We start from the raw sequence: 14,735 nt of genomic DNA on the forward strand, positions 1-14,735 counted from the left end.
ATAGATGCATGAATAACTTGAACGTGTTTAGACTCTCCCATGTATGCGTGAGGGTAACCGACCTGGAGAGAGCGGAGAACTTCTACGTCAATCTTCTGGGTTTCGTGGAGACGGAGAAGGATGGAGATTACCTCTATCTCAGGGGGATAGAGGAGGGACAGCACCACAGCCTAGTCCTGAAGAAGGCAAGTTCGCCGGGTCTGTGCTACATTGCCTTCCGGGTGAGAGAAGGACTTGACAAGGCGAGGGAACTGGGAAACTCAGTGAAATTTAAGGAGAAGGGAGTTGAGGACTCGATCCTTCTGGAGTCTCCTGGAGGAGTTCCTTTGCTCTTTTACGAGGATATGGAGTACGTGGGTGACATCAGGTTGAAGTTTCACCTTCACCGCGGAGTTTCTCCCGTGAAGTTGGCCCACGTGAATTACATGGTGGGCGATCTGGGGAGGGAGGAGAGGTTTTTCAAGGAACTTGGGTTTGTGGAAACGGAACACTTCCTAGACAAGACGGGAAGGAAGACTGTGGTCTGGCTCACCAGGAGAGGTAACTCGCACGAGGTGGCAATAGCCGAGTCCAAGAAGAAAGTTCCAGGCTTCCATCACGAGACCTACTACGTGCACGACGTAAAGGATGTGATAAGGGCGGCCGACCTTCTAGCGTCTATGGGATATTGGGATAACATAGAGAGGGGGCCGGGGAGACACGGGGCCACAGAGGGATATTACATCTACCTCAGGGACCTGGACATGAACAGGCTGGAGTTCTTCACCAACGATTACGAGGTATTGGACCCGGATAAGTGGAGAACCGTGGAGTGGACCCATGAGCAGTTCAGATTCAGAAGCGACTTCTGGGGAAGGCCAATCCCAGACTCCTGGCTTCAGGAGTGGATGCCAGTGGAAAACCTTAACGGTGAGTTGCGGAGGTGGGAGGCATGATAAGGAAGGGAAGTGATTACGTGGAGAGTATAAGCAGAAACCCACCAGTCACCTACTATGAGGGCGAGGTTGTGAAGGATGTGGTGAACCATCCGGCATTCAGGATTCCTGTCAAAACGGTGGCAAGTTATTATGATCTTCACTGGAAAGTGGAGGGATTGAGGGCGTACAACAGGGATGTGGGTGAGGAGACGAGCATAAGCCTCATTAGGCCAAGGAGTAAGGAGGATCTCCTTAAACTGGGGGAGGGGCTGGTCAAGATTTACGAGTTCTACAGAGGTTTCTTCGGAAGAAGTCCAGATTACATGAATCTCTGGACCATGGTTTTCTTCGCTCATGCTGAGGATTATTTCGGGAAACATTTCGGTTCCAGGTTCATGGAGAACGCCATGGAGATCTATCGTGAATCCACGAAGAAGGATCACTTTTACACTCACGCAATTGTTGCCCCAATGTACGACAGATCAAGACCCCCGTCCCAGTGGGAGGACCCATACATACAGGTTGGGATAACGGAGGAGAGACCGGAAGGAGTGGTGGTGAGGGGAGCAGCGATGATCTGCACCGCAGGTCCCTACGCTGAAATGTTGTGGTACCTCCCCAATATGAGGAGGGACTCCGATCCCAGGTATGCCCTTTACTTTTCCATTCCCACGACCACCAAGGGAGTGAGGTTTATAGCCAGGAGGGGATTCCAGCCAAGGGAAGGCGGAGAGTTCGAGTATCCCATCTCCTCGAGGTGGGATGAGGCTGACGCTATCCTAGTCCTTGATAACGTGCTGGTTCCGTGGGACAGGATCATTTTCTTCAAGAAGCCTGAACTCATAGAGGACCTGATGTGGCATACCGTGGGACTGAGGGGATGGTTCAACTGGCACTTCATGATACAGCACTACACGAGGCTTAAGTTTCTGGCTGGGCTAGCCATGACCATCACCGAGGCAGCGGGAACTAGTACCTTCATCAATGTTCAGGAGAAGATAGGTGAGATTCTCCTGTACGTGGCGCTGAACGAGGCTGCCCTTTACGGCTCCGTGGCCAGGGCTCAGGAATTGCCCAACATCGTGAGACCGGATCCATACATCTCCATCTCCGCCAGTCACTTCAACATGAAGGCAGTTCCAAGGGCCAACGAAATCCTGAGACTCATAAGTGCCGGTTCCTCCATACCGATCCCAGCAGGGGCTAAGGATTTCACTAACCCGGAGGAGAGGGCTTACCTGGAGAAGTATATGGCCATGAAGGGGTTTGACGCCCTTGAGAGAGTGAAGACCTTCAACCTCCTCTGGGACGTGATAGGGTCTGAAGTTGGAATGAGGTATGAGCAGTACGATCGTTTCAGCAGAGGAGATCCAACTATCAGATGGGCCCAGACCTATACAGAGGTCTTCAAGGACAGGAAAAACGAGTTCGTGAAACTGGTCAAGGAAATCCTAGATCAGATGCCCAACCCTAAGGCGTAAAAATGGACTCCTGGTGTGTTTCACGGTTAGGGGGCCCTGGTTACGCAATGAGGAGGTTACTCTTATCCTCTTTATTCCACGTCCACTTCAATCCATCCGTTATTGTCCCTGACCTGATAGGTCTTTAGTCCAAGTTTTTCCTTTGGAGCATCCTTGGCCACGTATGGGGGTTCCAGCATCTCCCCGGTCTTCAGATTGAACACTGCGTGATGGCAGGGACACTTCACCGTTAAGTTCTGAGCGTCAAGCTCGCCTAGAATGCATCTTGCGTGGGAACAGACGGCGTCCATTCCATGGAGGGTTCCGTTGATATTGGCTATGAAAATCACCTTATCATCCACCTTAACTGCGGCGTGGCCTGCCTTTTCAAGAGCCCTTGCACTTATGGTTCTTTTCCAAGTCATAGCATGTGCTCTTTACTAGTTCTCTTAAATATTTCATTTTATAAAAATATATATGTTCTGGAATAACCAGAAAATTATAATGGAAAATGGAACGGTTTAGGAAGATCAGTGATCGCCACTCTCTGAACTGAGAGGCAGGGAAATTAAGGAGTAACAAGGTCAAGGAGAGATTCGCCACTAATCTAGAGAACGTCTACATAGATAGCAGATGGAGACGTGGAATACGATAGAACTCAGGTGGAGGAAATTTTGAGATCAATGGAGGAAATCATGAACTGGAGGAGATTTCCAGAAATGTCGAGCTGAGTAAGGGATAAATTCAGGCATCTCTCCATGTAGGGAGTACACCAAGGCCGTGTAAGCGCTGTAAGAGAGCTAGATCCCGGATGAAGGTACATGTTTGGGTGAGCGACGGAGGACAGGATTACGGTCCTCAGTGACATAGATATTCTCGTGATCTCTCCGAGACCTCTCAGCGATAAGGAAATCAAGTTGAGGAAGGGGATATTACTAAACCCCGTTGACAGACTCCTTTCCCCTCAATTCCCCAGTAGAATTACACGTGGTTGACGGGGAGAGGGCGAGGCGTATTTCAGAAACGAAAGAGACTCGTGGAAATTACGTGAGCGTCAGCTTGGGAAGGATTTTCGCAATTATGGGGTCAACCACCTGGTAAATCCCTCTCTCCTCCCTCCTCACGTAACCCTCACCCAGGAGGCTCTTGATACCCTCATTCACCCCGGATCTGTTGAGTTCAATCCCCCTCAATGTTGACCTTCCACCCCTCTCAGCCAGGAATCTCAGAATTTTCCTCGCGTTCCTCCCCAGCTTCGCGTACTCCTCGGCCACAATGTTCCTTATCAATGGATCCTCCACCATCTCCCCTAGCTTGCTCCTGGCGCACTCAAAGTCCACTTTCCCGCAGGACAGGGTTTTCAGCCCAAAGTAGTTCAACCAGGCTGGAATTCCGTCCAGTTGATCCACGGCAAAGCTCAGGGCGATCTCCTCGAAGTCCTTCCCCTCCTCCTGATAGCCCTGTTCCAGAAACCTAACTGAGATTTCTCTTGTGAAGGGCCTTATGTAGAGAGGGTAGAAGAACTGGTAGAAGGGTTCCTCTCTACTGCCGAAGATCCTCTCCAGTATACCCACGGAGGAACCCGAGACCACATATGTTACTCTATTGTGGAACTGCCACTTGCTTCTCATCAAATGAAATATCCCGGGATAGTTCTGGGATGCCAGCCTCAAGAACTGGAATTCATCAAGGAACACCACGAAGTTCAGTCCAAATCTCTCCCCTAGCACCTGAGGGAGGTCCAGGATCGCCGGCAGTGACTCTCTTCTTCCCCTTTTCTCGTCCAGGAAGACCTCAATCTCAGATGGGGGAAAATTGAACCTTATCTTAACATAACCAAGGATCTCCCTCAATCTCTCAATGAGTTGTCTTCCCTTCACCTTCATTATCTCGGGCAGTTTCACCGATGGATCAAGGCTTTTCACCAGCTCGGTGAGTATTGCTGAAGAGTAAAAGGAGAGAAAGGAAGCCAGATCGAAACTTTTCCCCTCCACAAAATCCTCTAGGGAAATGTAAACCTTGGGGATGTCAATCTCCTTGAGACTGCGCAGGATGACGGAGGTTTTCCCGATTCTCCTCACTCCCACCACCGCAGTTGGTTGCCTCCTCCTGATCATCTCCATCAAGCTGGAAACCTCGTTTTCCCTGTCAAAGGGATCGTCCGTGGGTTTGCCGAAGATAAATTTCATGGGTACCCGTGAAACATGGGTACCCATGCATAAAAGGTTTCTTGCGTTATTCTGTGTCATCTTCGTCGCACTCACCCTAGCAAAGCAAATTAATCCTGTTATCGATATATCTACTATGAGGAGCGAGTTCTGGAAGTATGTGCCCATTCTCGCCTTCATATCAATAATGACCATGTACGTGGAGATGGTGGTCCTGCCCTCATTGCCCAAGATAGAGACCCAGTTCAATGTCACTTCTTCGGAGGGCTCCTGGATACTCTCCTCGGAGACTCTGGCTGGAATGGGACTCGCCCCCTTCATAGGCAGGCTGGCTGACTCCTGGGGAAGGAAGAGGGTACTAATGTCCATTCTTTCAATCTACGTGATCTCGGTAGCCCTAACCTCACTCTCACCTAATTTCGCAATACTCATAGCATCAAGGTCGGTACAGGGGATAGGGCTGAGCATAAATCCCCTGGCGTATACCCTTCTTAGGGAGAGACTGAGCAATAAGGAACTGCCTGTAGCTCAGGGAGTAATAGCGTCCACGTTCGCGGTTGGGGCAGCAGTAGCTCTACCCATAGGTAGCTTCATATCTGAGTATTACTCATGGCAATTCGCGTATATAACTTCCATTCCATTCCTCATCGCGAGCGTGATACTGGTTTACCTCCTTCTTCCCAGCTCCACCGTCAGAACGGGGGAGAGGATTGATCTTGTGGGAGTTGGTCTGCTCTCCCTAGGGTTTCTCTTGATAGGGGTTGGGTTCACAGAGGCCCCCAGCTGGGGCTGGACCTCTCCCGGGTTCCTCTCCCTCCTGGCTCTCGGTGGATTTATCCTGGTGTACTTTGGTCTCCGCGAGAGGAGGGTCAGCAACCCACTCATCAACCCTGAAGATCTCAAGAATCCCAACATTGCAGTTCCCCTTCTTTCCTCGTTCATAACGGGATTCGGGCTTTTTCTGACATTTCAATCCCTCGTGTTCATTTTCGAGCTACCCAGGCCTGTGGGTTATGGTTACAATATTCTTCAGACTGGAGAGACAATGGCTCCCATATCCCTTATCCTCCTGATTGGCGGACCGCTCTTTGGGAGCCTCGTGAACAGGATAGGTTACAAGAGGGTAATCCTATCCTCATCCGTGGCCTCAACCGGAGCTCTGGGCTTACTTGGATGGGTTGTGGGTAAGGTAGGCGTACCGGAACTCATGGGTGTTCTGGTCCTGGTGCTATTCTTCATTTCTGGGATGAACGTCACCAGGATCACCCTCCTTCTGGCATCATCCTCAAGGGAGAAGATGTCCTCGATCACGGGCACAAACACCTCCATGAGATTGATGGGAAACACGTTGGGACCCATCATAAGCGGATCGCTTCAGGACACGTATAAGTTTCCCCTGTTCTCCGGTTTCCTTGGTAGCATTCCTCTCTTCACCTTCATTCCCTCGATCCAGGCCTTCCAGTACTCGTTCCTCATTTCCATGGCCTCTGTGATTTGCGTGGTGATACTCGCAACTAGGATAAGGGAATCTCCCATGCTAACCAGTTGAGTTGGGCCATCTCCTCCAGTCCCCGAACCTGTCATACTGGGGACAACCCCTCCTGTAGTTTATCCCCTGGATCCAATCCACGTTAACGAAGGCATCGAAGAACTTTCTCTCCAGGATAGAGGGCCTCCCAACAAGGGGGGAGAGTTCCCTCAACACCGACTCCATTTCCCGCCTAGAGGAGAAGTAAAGGATTATGATCCCCCTGCTGGCGAGCCTCAGGGGAAGCCCGAAGTGGGAGTACTTCCAGGGAACTCCCAGCTCGTTCAGAATGATCAGCACCTCCTTCAGGTCCACCTTAAGGGAAGAGATTGGGATCCCCACCTTCCAGCAATTCAGGGAGTTCTGGTGCTGAACACCGCGAAGGAAATCCGCGTAACACGGACCGCACTTCTCCCACTTTGCCCCTCCATGAACCCATCTCATTTTTCCACCAGGGCCCACCATTCCATGAAAGATGAACCGCTCTCTATCACCTTGAATGTGGAGAGGATCTCCCTCCATTCTTCCTCCGTGACAGCCCTTGGATCCCTTCCTCTTCCCTTCCTGGAACTCACGTAGGCCCTGGCACCTGGCTTCATGACCCTTCTCATTTCTGAGATTGCTCCCTTATGATCCACAAGGCAGCATATGACCAGGTTTGAAAACACGAAGTCCACACTCCCGTCCTCCAGAAAGGAAAGGGAACTGGCAGATCCCACTCTGGCCTCAACGTTGCTAAGCCCCTTCCTCTTCACTTTTTCAATTGCTCTAGGGTCAGGATCAACTGCCCAGACCTTACCCTTCTCACCCACAAGTCTGGACAGGAGAGGGAGGAAGAACCCTGGCCCAGAGCCCACATCAAGGACCACCATCCCGGGTTTCACCGAATCCCTGAACCTGCTTACGATTCTGGTGGGAGGAGAGAAGGCCCTCCTTATGGGATTATCCAGCACGAATGGTGGTATTCTCCTGTCCTGAACCATAAGTGGAAGTGGAGACGGAGATTAAATTTTTTCTCATAAATGTATTAAGTAGAAATCTAAGTTATTAATTTAAACTCAAGAGTTTAATTGAGTTTTTGCTTCAAGTGATCTAATAGTGTTGTGTTCTCGAACCTTAACTGTTTGGGAACAAGCGACATAGAGTAGATTAATGGTGAAGGGTTATCTATCCCTATATTATTCTTGGAAAGAACCTTTTGGTAACGCGATGCATGTATGAGATATACTCATCTCCCAACTCCTGAACCAAGAGTCTTTCCTCCAACTTCGCCCTGTGATTATAAACAAGAAGAGATACAATAAGTGAAAGAACCAATGAGAAGATCGATCTTGAGGTAGTTGCTATTCCGATCAGCATTATTATGGATCCACTGTAAGCTGGATGCCTTACATGTACATATGGACCTGAATCCACCACCCTGTGATCCTCCAGCACGGTCACAACTGGAGAAAAGAATTTTCCCATAGTCAAAATTGCCCACAGCCTAAACCCTATACCCCCTAATGTCAACACCACCCCTAAGTATGTCAGGGGAAATGGTAGTTCGCCAAATCCAGAGTAATAGGAAAAATACATGAAGAAGGTATCCATAAAGAAAATTGCATATAGAGAAAGTATTAGGGTTACAAAGGATTTAAATTCTCTGGATTTACGTTCCCTTCTCCCAGTTTTGCCTCCTTTCCTAACCTTAGGTAGTACATATGCGAACAGTAATTCCACAGCAAGAGTTCCATATAACAATCCGAAAAAGATTTCAGTGGTTTCTCCAATCTCATTAATCATTGAATAACTTTCTAACTTCTTGTATTAAAATTCTCTGGCATGGCGAGATTGATCCCGAAAAGACAACACTGCTGTACTGATATATTTGGTAATCCAAACTACACAATCCCAATCTATGTAGTGACATATGACTCTGTTACGATCTATGGGCGACGACAGGCCTTTTTGGGATATCCACCAAACCTCGGGGCAATTCTTGGGATATACCACAAGTATGGGAGACATTGGAAAGGCAATGGGAGCTATGACCGTGATAGCGGGATATCCAATTGATCAATACATAAACATTAAGTCTCATAAATAGTACCGAACTCCAGCTAGCTAACCAATTCTCCTCAAACCCGGCTCTGGCAAACCAGCTCATTAGGATAGTGGGGAACTCATTCCCTCTAGCATTGACTCATAGGGCGTATCAATCGGTGATAGCCAACATGTTTATCGAAGGGTTACAATCACAGGGCTATATTGTGATGGCTCCATTTACTTCTCAAATAACCGCAAATGGAATTAATCTAGGCGTACCACTACCGCAGGTTAGGACGCAATACTTTCAACCAGTGTGCATTTCAATGTACCCTCTTTACGGAAATGGTCAATATGAGGTATATATCATCGTGGCAATATACCAGTTTTAGCATTTCCCTGAACTTGACGTCAGTGCCTTGGCCCTTGAAAAGTTTTTTACCTGGGTAATACGCGTTTTGAATAATGAGAAGGGGAAAGTGGCTGAGGAAACTGAAGGAGGCATTAAGGTGGAGGAGGGACTTCCTCAACGCGCTGAGGGAGGTGCTCAGGAAGTTCAGGGCTGACGTTGTGAGGAAGCTGCTTTTGGCTGTGATCTCGGAGAGGGGAAGCCTAGCGAGTATGGCCGAGGCCCTGGGCTTCGACTACGAGAGCGTGCTGGGCAAGCTAGACGAGCTGGCCGAGGTTGACCTCATCCCGATTGTGAAGCTCCTGGTTGGAGGTCACCCCGTGCAGGTGGCGGTGGACGATACCTTCGACGAGAAGGCCTACGCCAGGGCCATGCCCGTGTCCAGGAACCTGGCCATGTTCTTCTACTCCAGGGTGAAGGGGACCTTCATCCCCGCCATCCAGCTCCTGGTGGTCACGGTGAGGGACCTGGTCACGGGCGAGGTGTACCTGGTCCACGTAGACGCGTACGTGGCCAGGAAGGTGGCCGAGATGGCCAAGGCCGTGGGACAGGACCTGAATTTCTCCACGAAGGTGGACATGACCCTCCAGGTCCTGGACAGGTTGAGGAGGGAGCTCAACGTACAGGTCATAACCTTCGACTCCTGGTACGTGAACGGGAGGACCCTCCTCTCAGACGTGGTGTCCTCCCTCAAGTCCAGCGCACGGGTCGTCGAGGGTGACAGGTCCGTGCCCGTTGGACTCCTCCCCGAGGGAGAACACCACGTCACGTACCTGGGAGTCCCCTTGAAATTAGTTGTACTGGAGGACTATAAGGGTTACGGCAGGAGATACCTCTTCTCCACCGACCTCTCCATGTCCCCTGAGGAGATACTCACCGCGTGGGAGAACAGGTGGGACGTGGAGGTGGTTATAAGGGAGTTGAAGGCTCTGGGCCTGGAAAAGGGTTCGTTCAGGACGTGGAGGAGGAACCTGGGCTACGTCAAGCTCATCTCGATCACGTTGAACTTCCTCCTCTCCCTGAGATACGTCCTTGGGGAGAGCCTGGGTGTCGTGAGGCTCTCCCGCCTGCTTAAAACCCTTTACCTTGAGGTGGGTGATACCAAGAAACTGTTCAGCCTGAGGTAAGTTCCGAAAAGTGCTACAGTTTGTTCAACCTGGCTCGTTAGCAACAAATGAGCTCGTTAGCAACAAATGAGTAAGATCACTCAAGTTATTTAGCGGAACTTCGTTATACATTTTACAATATTCTCGACATTTTTTAGATAGAGTCTACATCTAAAAATTTATTCCTTCTGTAATTAATGAGAGTTTTTACTTAATTAATACTTGATAGAATTGTCCAAGGTTGAGGTAAAGTTCAACTTACAATGGATGCAAGACCTGTAGGTAAAGGGTATGTTTTTAAGCGTAAAAAGAGATACTAATTCATGGATAACAGACCGCTGATACTTGAGCTGGAGTCCTTCTTCTCAGCGCTATCTGACGGGACGAGACTGGAGATTGCCCTGTACCTGAGGGATCATGAGGCCACAGTTCAGGAGATATCCTCTGCCCTGGGGAAATCCCAGTCATTGATATCCCACCACCTGTCCTGCCTCAGGAACTGTGGGGTGGTGAACGTGGAGAAGAGGGGGAAATACTCGGTTTACTCCCTCAATGGTGAGGCCGTGAGGAGAATAATAAACGAGGCCATAGATCACGTGAGCAGACACAGCAAGTCAATCCTGTCCTGTGAGATAGTGAGAGAGGAAAAGGCTGGGAAGGTCACGCAACCCGGTTAATTACCTTTCAGCAGTTGGAAGAGCATGTTCATGAATTTGGATCTGTCTAGCTGGTAAACCACGTTCACATTGGGTTCCTTACCCAGTACTCCCAGGTAGTCTATCACTGTTGCTCCCCTGGTGAGGCAATCGCAATTCTCCACGTCCACGAACTGCCTCTCCACGTGGGTCGCAACCCCAGGGTCAAGGGCCACCGCCGTGGTGATCAGGTCGGGATGGGGATTCCCCTTCATCCTCTGCCTCGTCATGGCAAAGTTTCTGTAATGCGTGTAGAACTTCACGTACAGCTGACTCATCTCCGTGTTCATTCTCTTAATCTCCTCCCACTCCTCGTTAACCGTGTACTGTGTTATCAGGTCCCAGGAAACCATGGTTAGATCAAATCCCGCATTGAACACGAGCTTTGCAGCGTCAGGATCCACCCAGATGTTGTATTCTGCGGCGGGGGTTATGTTGCCGTGACCGTTTATGGTTCCTCCCATCACCCACACCTTCTTCAACTTCTCAGGGAGGGTTCTGTCCTTCAAGTATGCCATGGCCAGGTTGGTGAGAGGAGATATTGCGAGAAACTCCAGCTCCCCCGGGTATCTATCAGCCATCTCGAGGATGAAGTCAACCGCATGTTTCTTCTCTGGAGCGCTAGATGCCTCCAGTGCTGAATCACCTATTCCCCCGGTCCCGTGGACGTTCTCCACTGTCCTAAAATCTTTCACCAGAGGCCTCTCCATCCCTGGATACACGGGGACATTCACGTGGAAGTATCTCCTTGCGAATTCAGACGCCCATAGAGCGTTCCTAACCTCAACCTGGAAGGAAACATTTCCCTCCACAACTGTTATTCCGTGGACTTGAGCTCCCCTGTGAAGGAGAAGGAAAAAGCTGAAGATATCATCTTCAGCCGTGTCGCAATCTATGATGAAATGCCTCATGTGTCTTCTTTCATGCATGAACTAAAAGAAGTTTCTGGGATCACGGGCAGGGTCGGAGATAGATAGCACTAAGCCCTGCTTCGCTTCGCGCTATCAGCTCACGTGATCGCCAGTACCGCTTCATTTAATTGCTTTGCTGAAGAAATTCTCTCGTGATTAGACTTCTGGGATTCTTCGGAACGCTAGAGAGAGACATGGATGTTATTGTGGTAGCCGACACTTACTCTGAGGCGGAGGAGACCATATCCACTTTCTTGGTTCCTCTGAAGGAGGTAGACCTTCACGTACTCACCACAGGTGAGTTCGTGGAGCTGGTCAAGGAGGAACCCTTTTACGCCAATGTTTATCTCAATGGAGACTTCGTTCTAAAGAACCTAAGCGTGAAGATATCCTTAGACAGAATAAGGGAAAAGGCTAGGGAGAGGTTTATAGAGCAGTGCGCTAAGGGGATAGCCAATGCGGGATTGGCATATTATTACCTCATATCTAAGGGAATTTTCCCGAGGAACAGGGATGACGTAAGGAGAATACTGAAAATTGATCCAAAGACCAAGGGAGTGATGAAGCTGTGTCAGGGCTTGTAACAGTCCTCCCTCCCAGGTCCATTTCCTCCTGTCACTGTAGTCCCACAAACTAGAATGCATAAGAGGTCGATTTTCCCCTTAGCTAAACTCTTCATTTTTCTGATCTGGTCTTTTTCCCTAAAGAGTAGGGCTCTCGTCTGAGATGGGATTACTATGTAAACTCCTATTCTGAAATCACGCTGTGTTATCAACTCAGCAATGAAATCGCCCACTTTCCTGTATTTCTCGTCTAATATATCCAAATTCCTTTGGGATTTATGGATGAAAAGGTTTCCTATCTTTTTAACGATGCTATCCATGGCTTGACCCTTTAGATTTCCCATTGCCTTCAATTCGATGTATACTATTTCATTCTGTCTAACGCAAATTCCCTCAGGATGTGGAATAGGTGCCCTGACAACGTTATCGTTTTCAAAGGAGAGAAAAACGGAACAATCTAAACGTATACTGCAATCTCCTTCCCTTATCATGATCTCTGTTGGCATCTAGCCTCCCACTTCTCGTACAGGTTTAAACCGAGGTCCAGTAGCTTCTTGTTCACCTCAGAGAATATCTCGGTGTTATTGAGAATATCCCCAGCAGAGCGCTCCATTAAGGTTCCCTCCATGACGTGATAGAAAGAGACGTTAACAGGTTTAACGAACTCTACGGTATTACCAAATACATTCTTAAATTCCGTGAGAGCTTCATCTCCCAGGCAAGGAAGGTAGTAGCTTAGCATGGCGAGGGTTAGAAGAATAATTTCGCTATGAGTGGTAATAGCTATCCTGAATTTTCTAGCTAGAGAGTAGAGGATGAGAGCCATCCTAACCTGAGACATCACGTCTAGCTGGGTCTCTGGCTCCTCTATCAACACAAGTCCACCTCTACCATCTGAAAGGCTCAGCCTCAGAGCCGCCATCTCAAGGAGGCTGGAGGAGGAGAGGGTAACCGTAAGGCCATCAAGGAGTAGCTCACCACTCTCTAGCTTCATGTTCAGGTTAAACACTTTCCTTACCTCCTCGTCATCAGCTCCATTTCTGATCATCTCCTTACCCCTTTCAATCCAGTAGAAGGCACTCCTGAAGTACGGATCGATAAGGCTCACCTTATGAAAGAGTGCCAGGAATCTACCGTGATTGAGAAGCCTTACCGAAGGAACTTTCACGCTATCCCCTATCGGCTTCATCATTCGTGGGATCACAACTGAACGTAAATAGGAGATTATGCTTGCCCTGATCTTATTTGCTAGGGCACTCATGCAAAACTCACTGTCCATTACCGTACCAGATTTGGTCACTGAGACGTCAATACTACCGTTGACGAACCCGATCTCAATCGTGTAACTGGCTCCCGGGCATATGGGACCATACGAAGGGTAAATTCGCTTTTCCAGTCTCAGCATTTCGCTTTGCCTCTCGATTAAATCAAGGAGACCATTCACATCCTTCCCCTCAATAGTTAGCTTGGTATGGTTCAATGACGTGAAGCGCCTGGAGTACCTCTCCAATAACATCTCCACTCCGCGCCTAAAATCTATGGGGCGCGAGAATTGACCCCCTTCAACAAGGGATGGGATTTCAAGGTCACCTGTCATTAGCGTAGCCAGTTCGAAGGAGTTTGCCTCGTCAAGGAAGCACAGCCACGAGTATAGAGCCTTGAGAATGTACGATTTTCCCGTATTTGACCTTCCAAATATTACGGAGAGATCTCCTAGCTTCAGATCTGAGTTCCTTATGGGTCCCAGTTCCTTGATAGTCAGTTGCATTGGATTACATTTGATTATAACATATAAATCCCCCTCAAATTACAGGGATAGTTGCTTTGTGTTTTAGGGTTACCCAGGGAAGTGATCCGGTTTGAAGGGCCTGTTGTGATTAAGGTCTATTTTTACAATGTCGCCAACCTGTGCCACTATCTTACTCTAACTCGCTGACTGTTCCATCATTATAGTGTAAGGGATGTTGGCGACACCCCTTTCACATCTCGAGTAAATTATCATGAAAAGAGGACTTGGGGGAAGTTCCTCTCGACATTTTGACGCACGCATCAATCTAACTCCTTGATTAGATTGCGTGCCTCCTTATCCTCCACAAGTGCTTAGGGAAACCTTCAATAAAACATGATGAGATCAACTGGCTGTAGAAATCGCGTGTGATTGAGACCCTAATAACGCTTTTTACCCACTCTTCCCGGTCTATGCTATGGGGGTTCAACACGTTAACAGTTTAGCCCTGGTGACTGGGGGCGCAAGTGGCATAGGCTACGCCATATCTCAGAAACTGGCGGAGAGGGGATTCAACGTTGCCATAGGCGATCTCAAGAACTACGAGGAGAGTGCAGAGAACCTGAAGAAGCTAGGCCTTCCAGTTGTAGGTCTTCCCCTGGACGTCACCAGCTGGGACTCCTGTGCCCAGTTCGTGGAGGCTTCGCTCTCCCACTTCCGCACCGACCACGTGGATGTCCTGGTTAACAACGCCGGGATAATCAGGGACTCGCTCTTCGTGAAGATGTCAAGGGAGGACTGGGACCTGGTGATCAGGGTTCACCTCTACGGGGCTTTTAACATGACCAAACAGGTTGTGGAATCTATGATATCAAAACAGCACGGGCGAATAGTTAACATGTCCTCCCTTAGCTGGACAGGTAACGTGGGGCAGGCCAACTACGCGTCAGCAAAGGCCGGCCTCATAGGATTCACCAAGACCCTAGCCAAGGAGCTGGGGAGATACAACATCACTGTGAACGCCATAGCCCCCGGTTTCATAGACACTCCCATGACCAGGAGTGTGCCTGACAAGATCAGGGAGAAGTTCATGGAGAGGCTGGCCATAAGGAGAATAGGTGATCCCGTGGATGTGGCTAACCTGGTGGCCTTCCTGGCATCAGATGAGGCGTCATACATCACAGGAGAGGTAATAGGTGTGACCGGGGGTCTAACCTTCTAGGT

The 14,735-nt window shown here is 49.2% G+C and carries 15 protein-coding genes; 7 read left to right on the forward strand and 8 right to left on the reverse strand.

The features are described from left to right. Positions 1-8 precede the first annotated feature (8 nt). Positions 9-935: a 3,4-dihydroxyphenylacetate 2,3-dioxygenase gene (gene hpaD / locus QVC96_RS08835; RefSeq protein ID WP_287688959.1), complete on the forward strand. Its 927-nt coding sequence runs from the start codon at positions 9-11 to the stop codon at positions 933-935. After that, positions 932-2,398, forward strand: coding sequence for a 4-hydroxyphenylacetate 3-hydroxylase family protein (locus QVC96_RS08840; RefSeq protein WP_287688960.1), 1,467 nt, complete (start codon positions 932-934; stop codon positions 2,396-2,398). Before hpaD ends, QVC96_RS08840 begins: the two co-directional genes overlap by 4 nt. 71 nt (positions 2,399-2,469) lie before the next feature. Here the strand turns inward: QVC96_RS08840 and sdx are convergent, their stop codons facing one another. Next, positions 2,470-2,802 carry a sulredoxin gene (sdx, locus tag QVC96_RS08845; RefSeq protein ID WP_238026609.1) on the reverse strand — a complete coding sequence of 111 codons (333 nt, stop codon included), beginning with the start codon at positions 2,800-2,802 and terminating at the stop codon, positions 2,470-2,472. 618 nt (positions 2,803-3,420) lie between these two features. Further along, positions 3,421-4,566: an AAA family ATPase gene (locus tag QVC96_RS08850; protein WP_287688961.1), complete on the reverse strand. Its 1,146-nt coding sequence runs from the start codon at positions 4,564-4,566 to the stop codon at positions 3,421-3,423. 115 nt (positions 4,567-4,681) lie between these two features. Here QVC96_RS08850 and QVC96_RS08855 point away from each other — a divergent pair, with 115 nt between their 5' ends. Further along, on the forward strand, positions 4,682-6,094 hold the full coding sequence (locus tag QVC96_RS08855) for an MFS transporter (RefSeq protein WP_287688962.1): 1,413 nt from the start codon (positions 4,682-4,684) through the stop codon (positions 6,092-6,094). Here the strand turns inward: QVC96_RS08855 and QVC96_RS08860 are convergent. From QVC96_RS08860 to QVC96_RS08870, 3 genes are all read right to left on the reverse strand, one after another. Continuing rightward, positions 6,083-6,517: a hypothetical protein gene (locus QVC96_RS08860; RefSeq protein ID WP_287688963.1), complete on the reverse strand. Its 435-nt coding sequence runs from the start codon at positions 6,515-6,517 to the stop codon at positions 6,083-6,085. The genes QVC96_RS08855 and QVC96_RS08860 overlap by 12 nt on opposite strands. Beyond that, a complete protein-coding gene (locus QVC96_RS08865; RefSeq protein ID WP_238026614.1) occupies positions 6,514-7,056 on the reverse strand; it encodes a class I SAM-dependent methyltransferase in 543 nt (180 codons plus the stop codon). Before QVC96_RS08865 ends, QVC96_RS08860 begins: the two co-directional genes overlap by 4 nt. 190 nt (positions 7,057-7,246) lie before the next feature. After that, positions 7,247-7,858, reverse strand: coding sequence for a methyltransferase family protein (locus QVC96_RS08870; RefSeq protein WP_287688964.1), 612 nt, complete (start codon positions 7,856-7,858; stop codon positions 7,247-7,249). A 708-nt stretch (positions 7,859-8,566) separates the two neighbouring features. Here QVC96_RS08870 and QVC96_RS08875 point away from each other — a divergent pair. Then, positions 8,567-9,637, forward strand: coding sequence for a transposase (locus QVC96_RS08875; RefSeq protein WP_287688965.1), 1,071 nt, complete (start codon positions 8,567-8,569; stop codon positions 9,635-9,637). A gap of 302 nt (positions 9,638-9,939) precedes the next feature. Next, a complete protein-coding gene (locus QVC96_RS08880) occupies positions 9,940-10,293 on the forward strand; it encodes an ArsR/SmtB family transcription factor (protein WP_238026617.1) in 354 nt (117 codons plus the stop codon). Here QVC96_RS08880 and QVC96_RS08885 read toward each other — a convergent pair. Then, on the reverse strand, positions 10,290-11,222 hold the full coding sequence (locus QVC96_RS08885) for a nucleoside hydrolase (RefSeq protein ID WP_287688966.1): 933 nt from the start codon (positions 11,220-11,222) through the stop codon (positions 10,290-10,292). The two genes, QVC96_RS08880 and QVC96_RS08885, sit on opposite strands and share 4 nt — an antisense overlap. A 152-nt stretch (positions 11,223-11,374) precedes the next feature. Between QVC96_RS08885 and QVC96_RS08890 the strand changes: the two genes are divergently transcribed. Beyond that, positions 11,375-11,806 carry a hypothetical protein gene (locus QVC96_RS08890; protein ID WP_287688967.1) on the forward strand — a complete coding sequence of 144 codons (432 nt, stop codon included), beginning with the start codon at positions 11,375-11,377 and terminating at the stop codon, positions 11,804-11,806. Here the strand turns inward: QVC96_RS08890 and QVC96_RS08895 are convergent. After that, on the reverse strand, positions 11,794-12,291 hold the full coding sequence (locus QVC96_RS08895) for a hypothetical protein (protein WP_287688968.1): 498 nt from the start codon (positions 12,289-12,291) through the stop codon (positions 11,794-11,796). The genes QVC96_RS08890 and QVC96_RS08895 overlap by 13 nt on opposite strands. After that, entirely contained in the window at positions 12,273-13,553 is a 1,281-nt protein-coding gene (locus QVC96_RS08900; RefSeq protein ID WP_287688969.1) for a hypothetical protein, read from the reverse strand. The genes QVC96_RS08895 and QVC96_RS08900 overlap by 19 nt, the downstream gene beginning before the upstream one ends. Positions 13,554-13,989: 436 nt before the next feature. Here QVC96_RS08900 and QVC96_RS08905 point away from each other — a divergent pair, with 436 nt between their 5' ends. Next, a complete protein-coding gene (locus QVC96_RS08905) occupies positions 13,990-14,733 on the forward strand; it encodes a beta-ketoacyl-ACP reductase (RefSeq protein ID WP_238026623.1) in 744 nt (247 codons plus the stop codon). The last annotated feature ends 2 nt before the right edge of the window (positions 14,734-14,735 follow it).

This window comes from Metallosphaera javensis (ex Sakai et al. 2022) (assembly GCA_021654415.1).
In the GTDB taxonomy this organism is placed as follows: domain Archaea; phylum Thermoproteota; class Thermoprotei_A; order Sulfolobales; family Sulfolobaceae; genus Metallosphaera; species Metallosphaera javensis.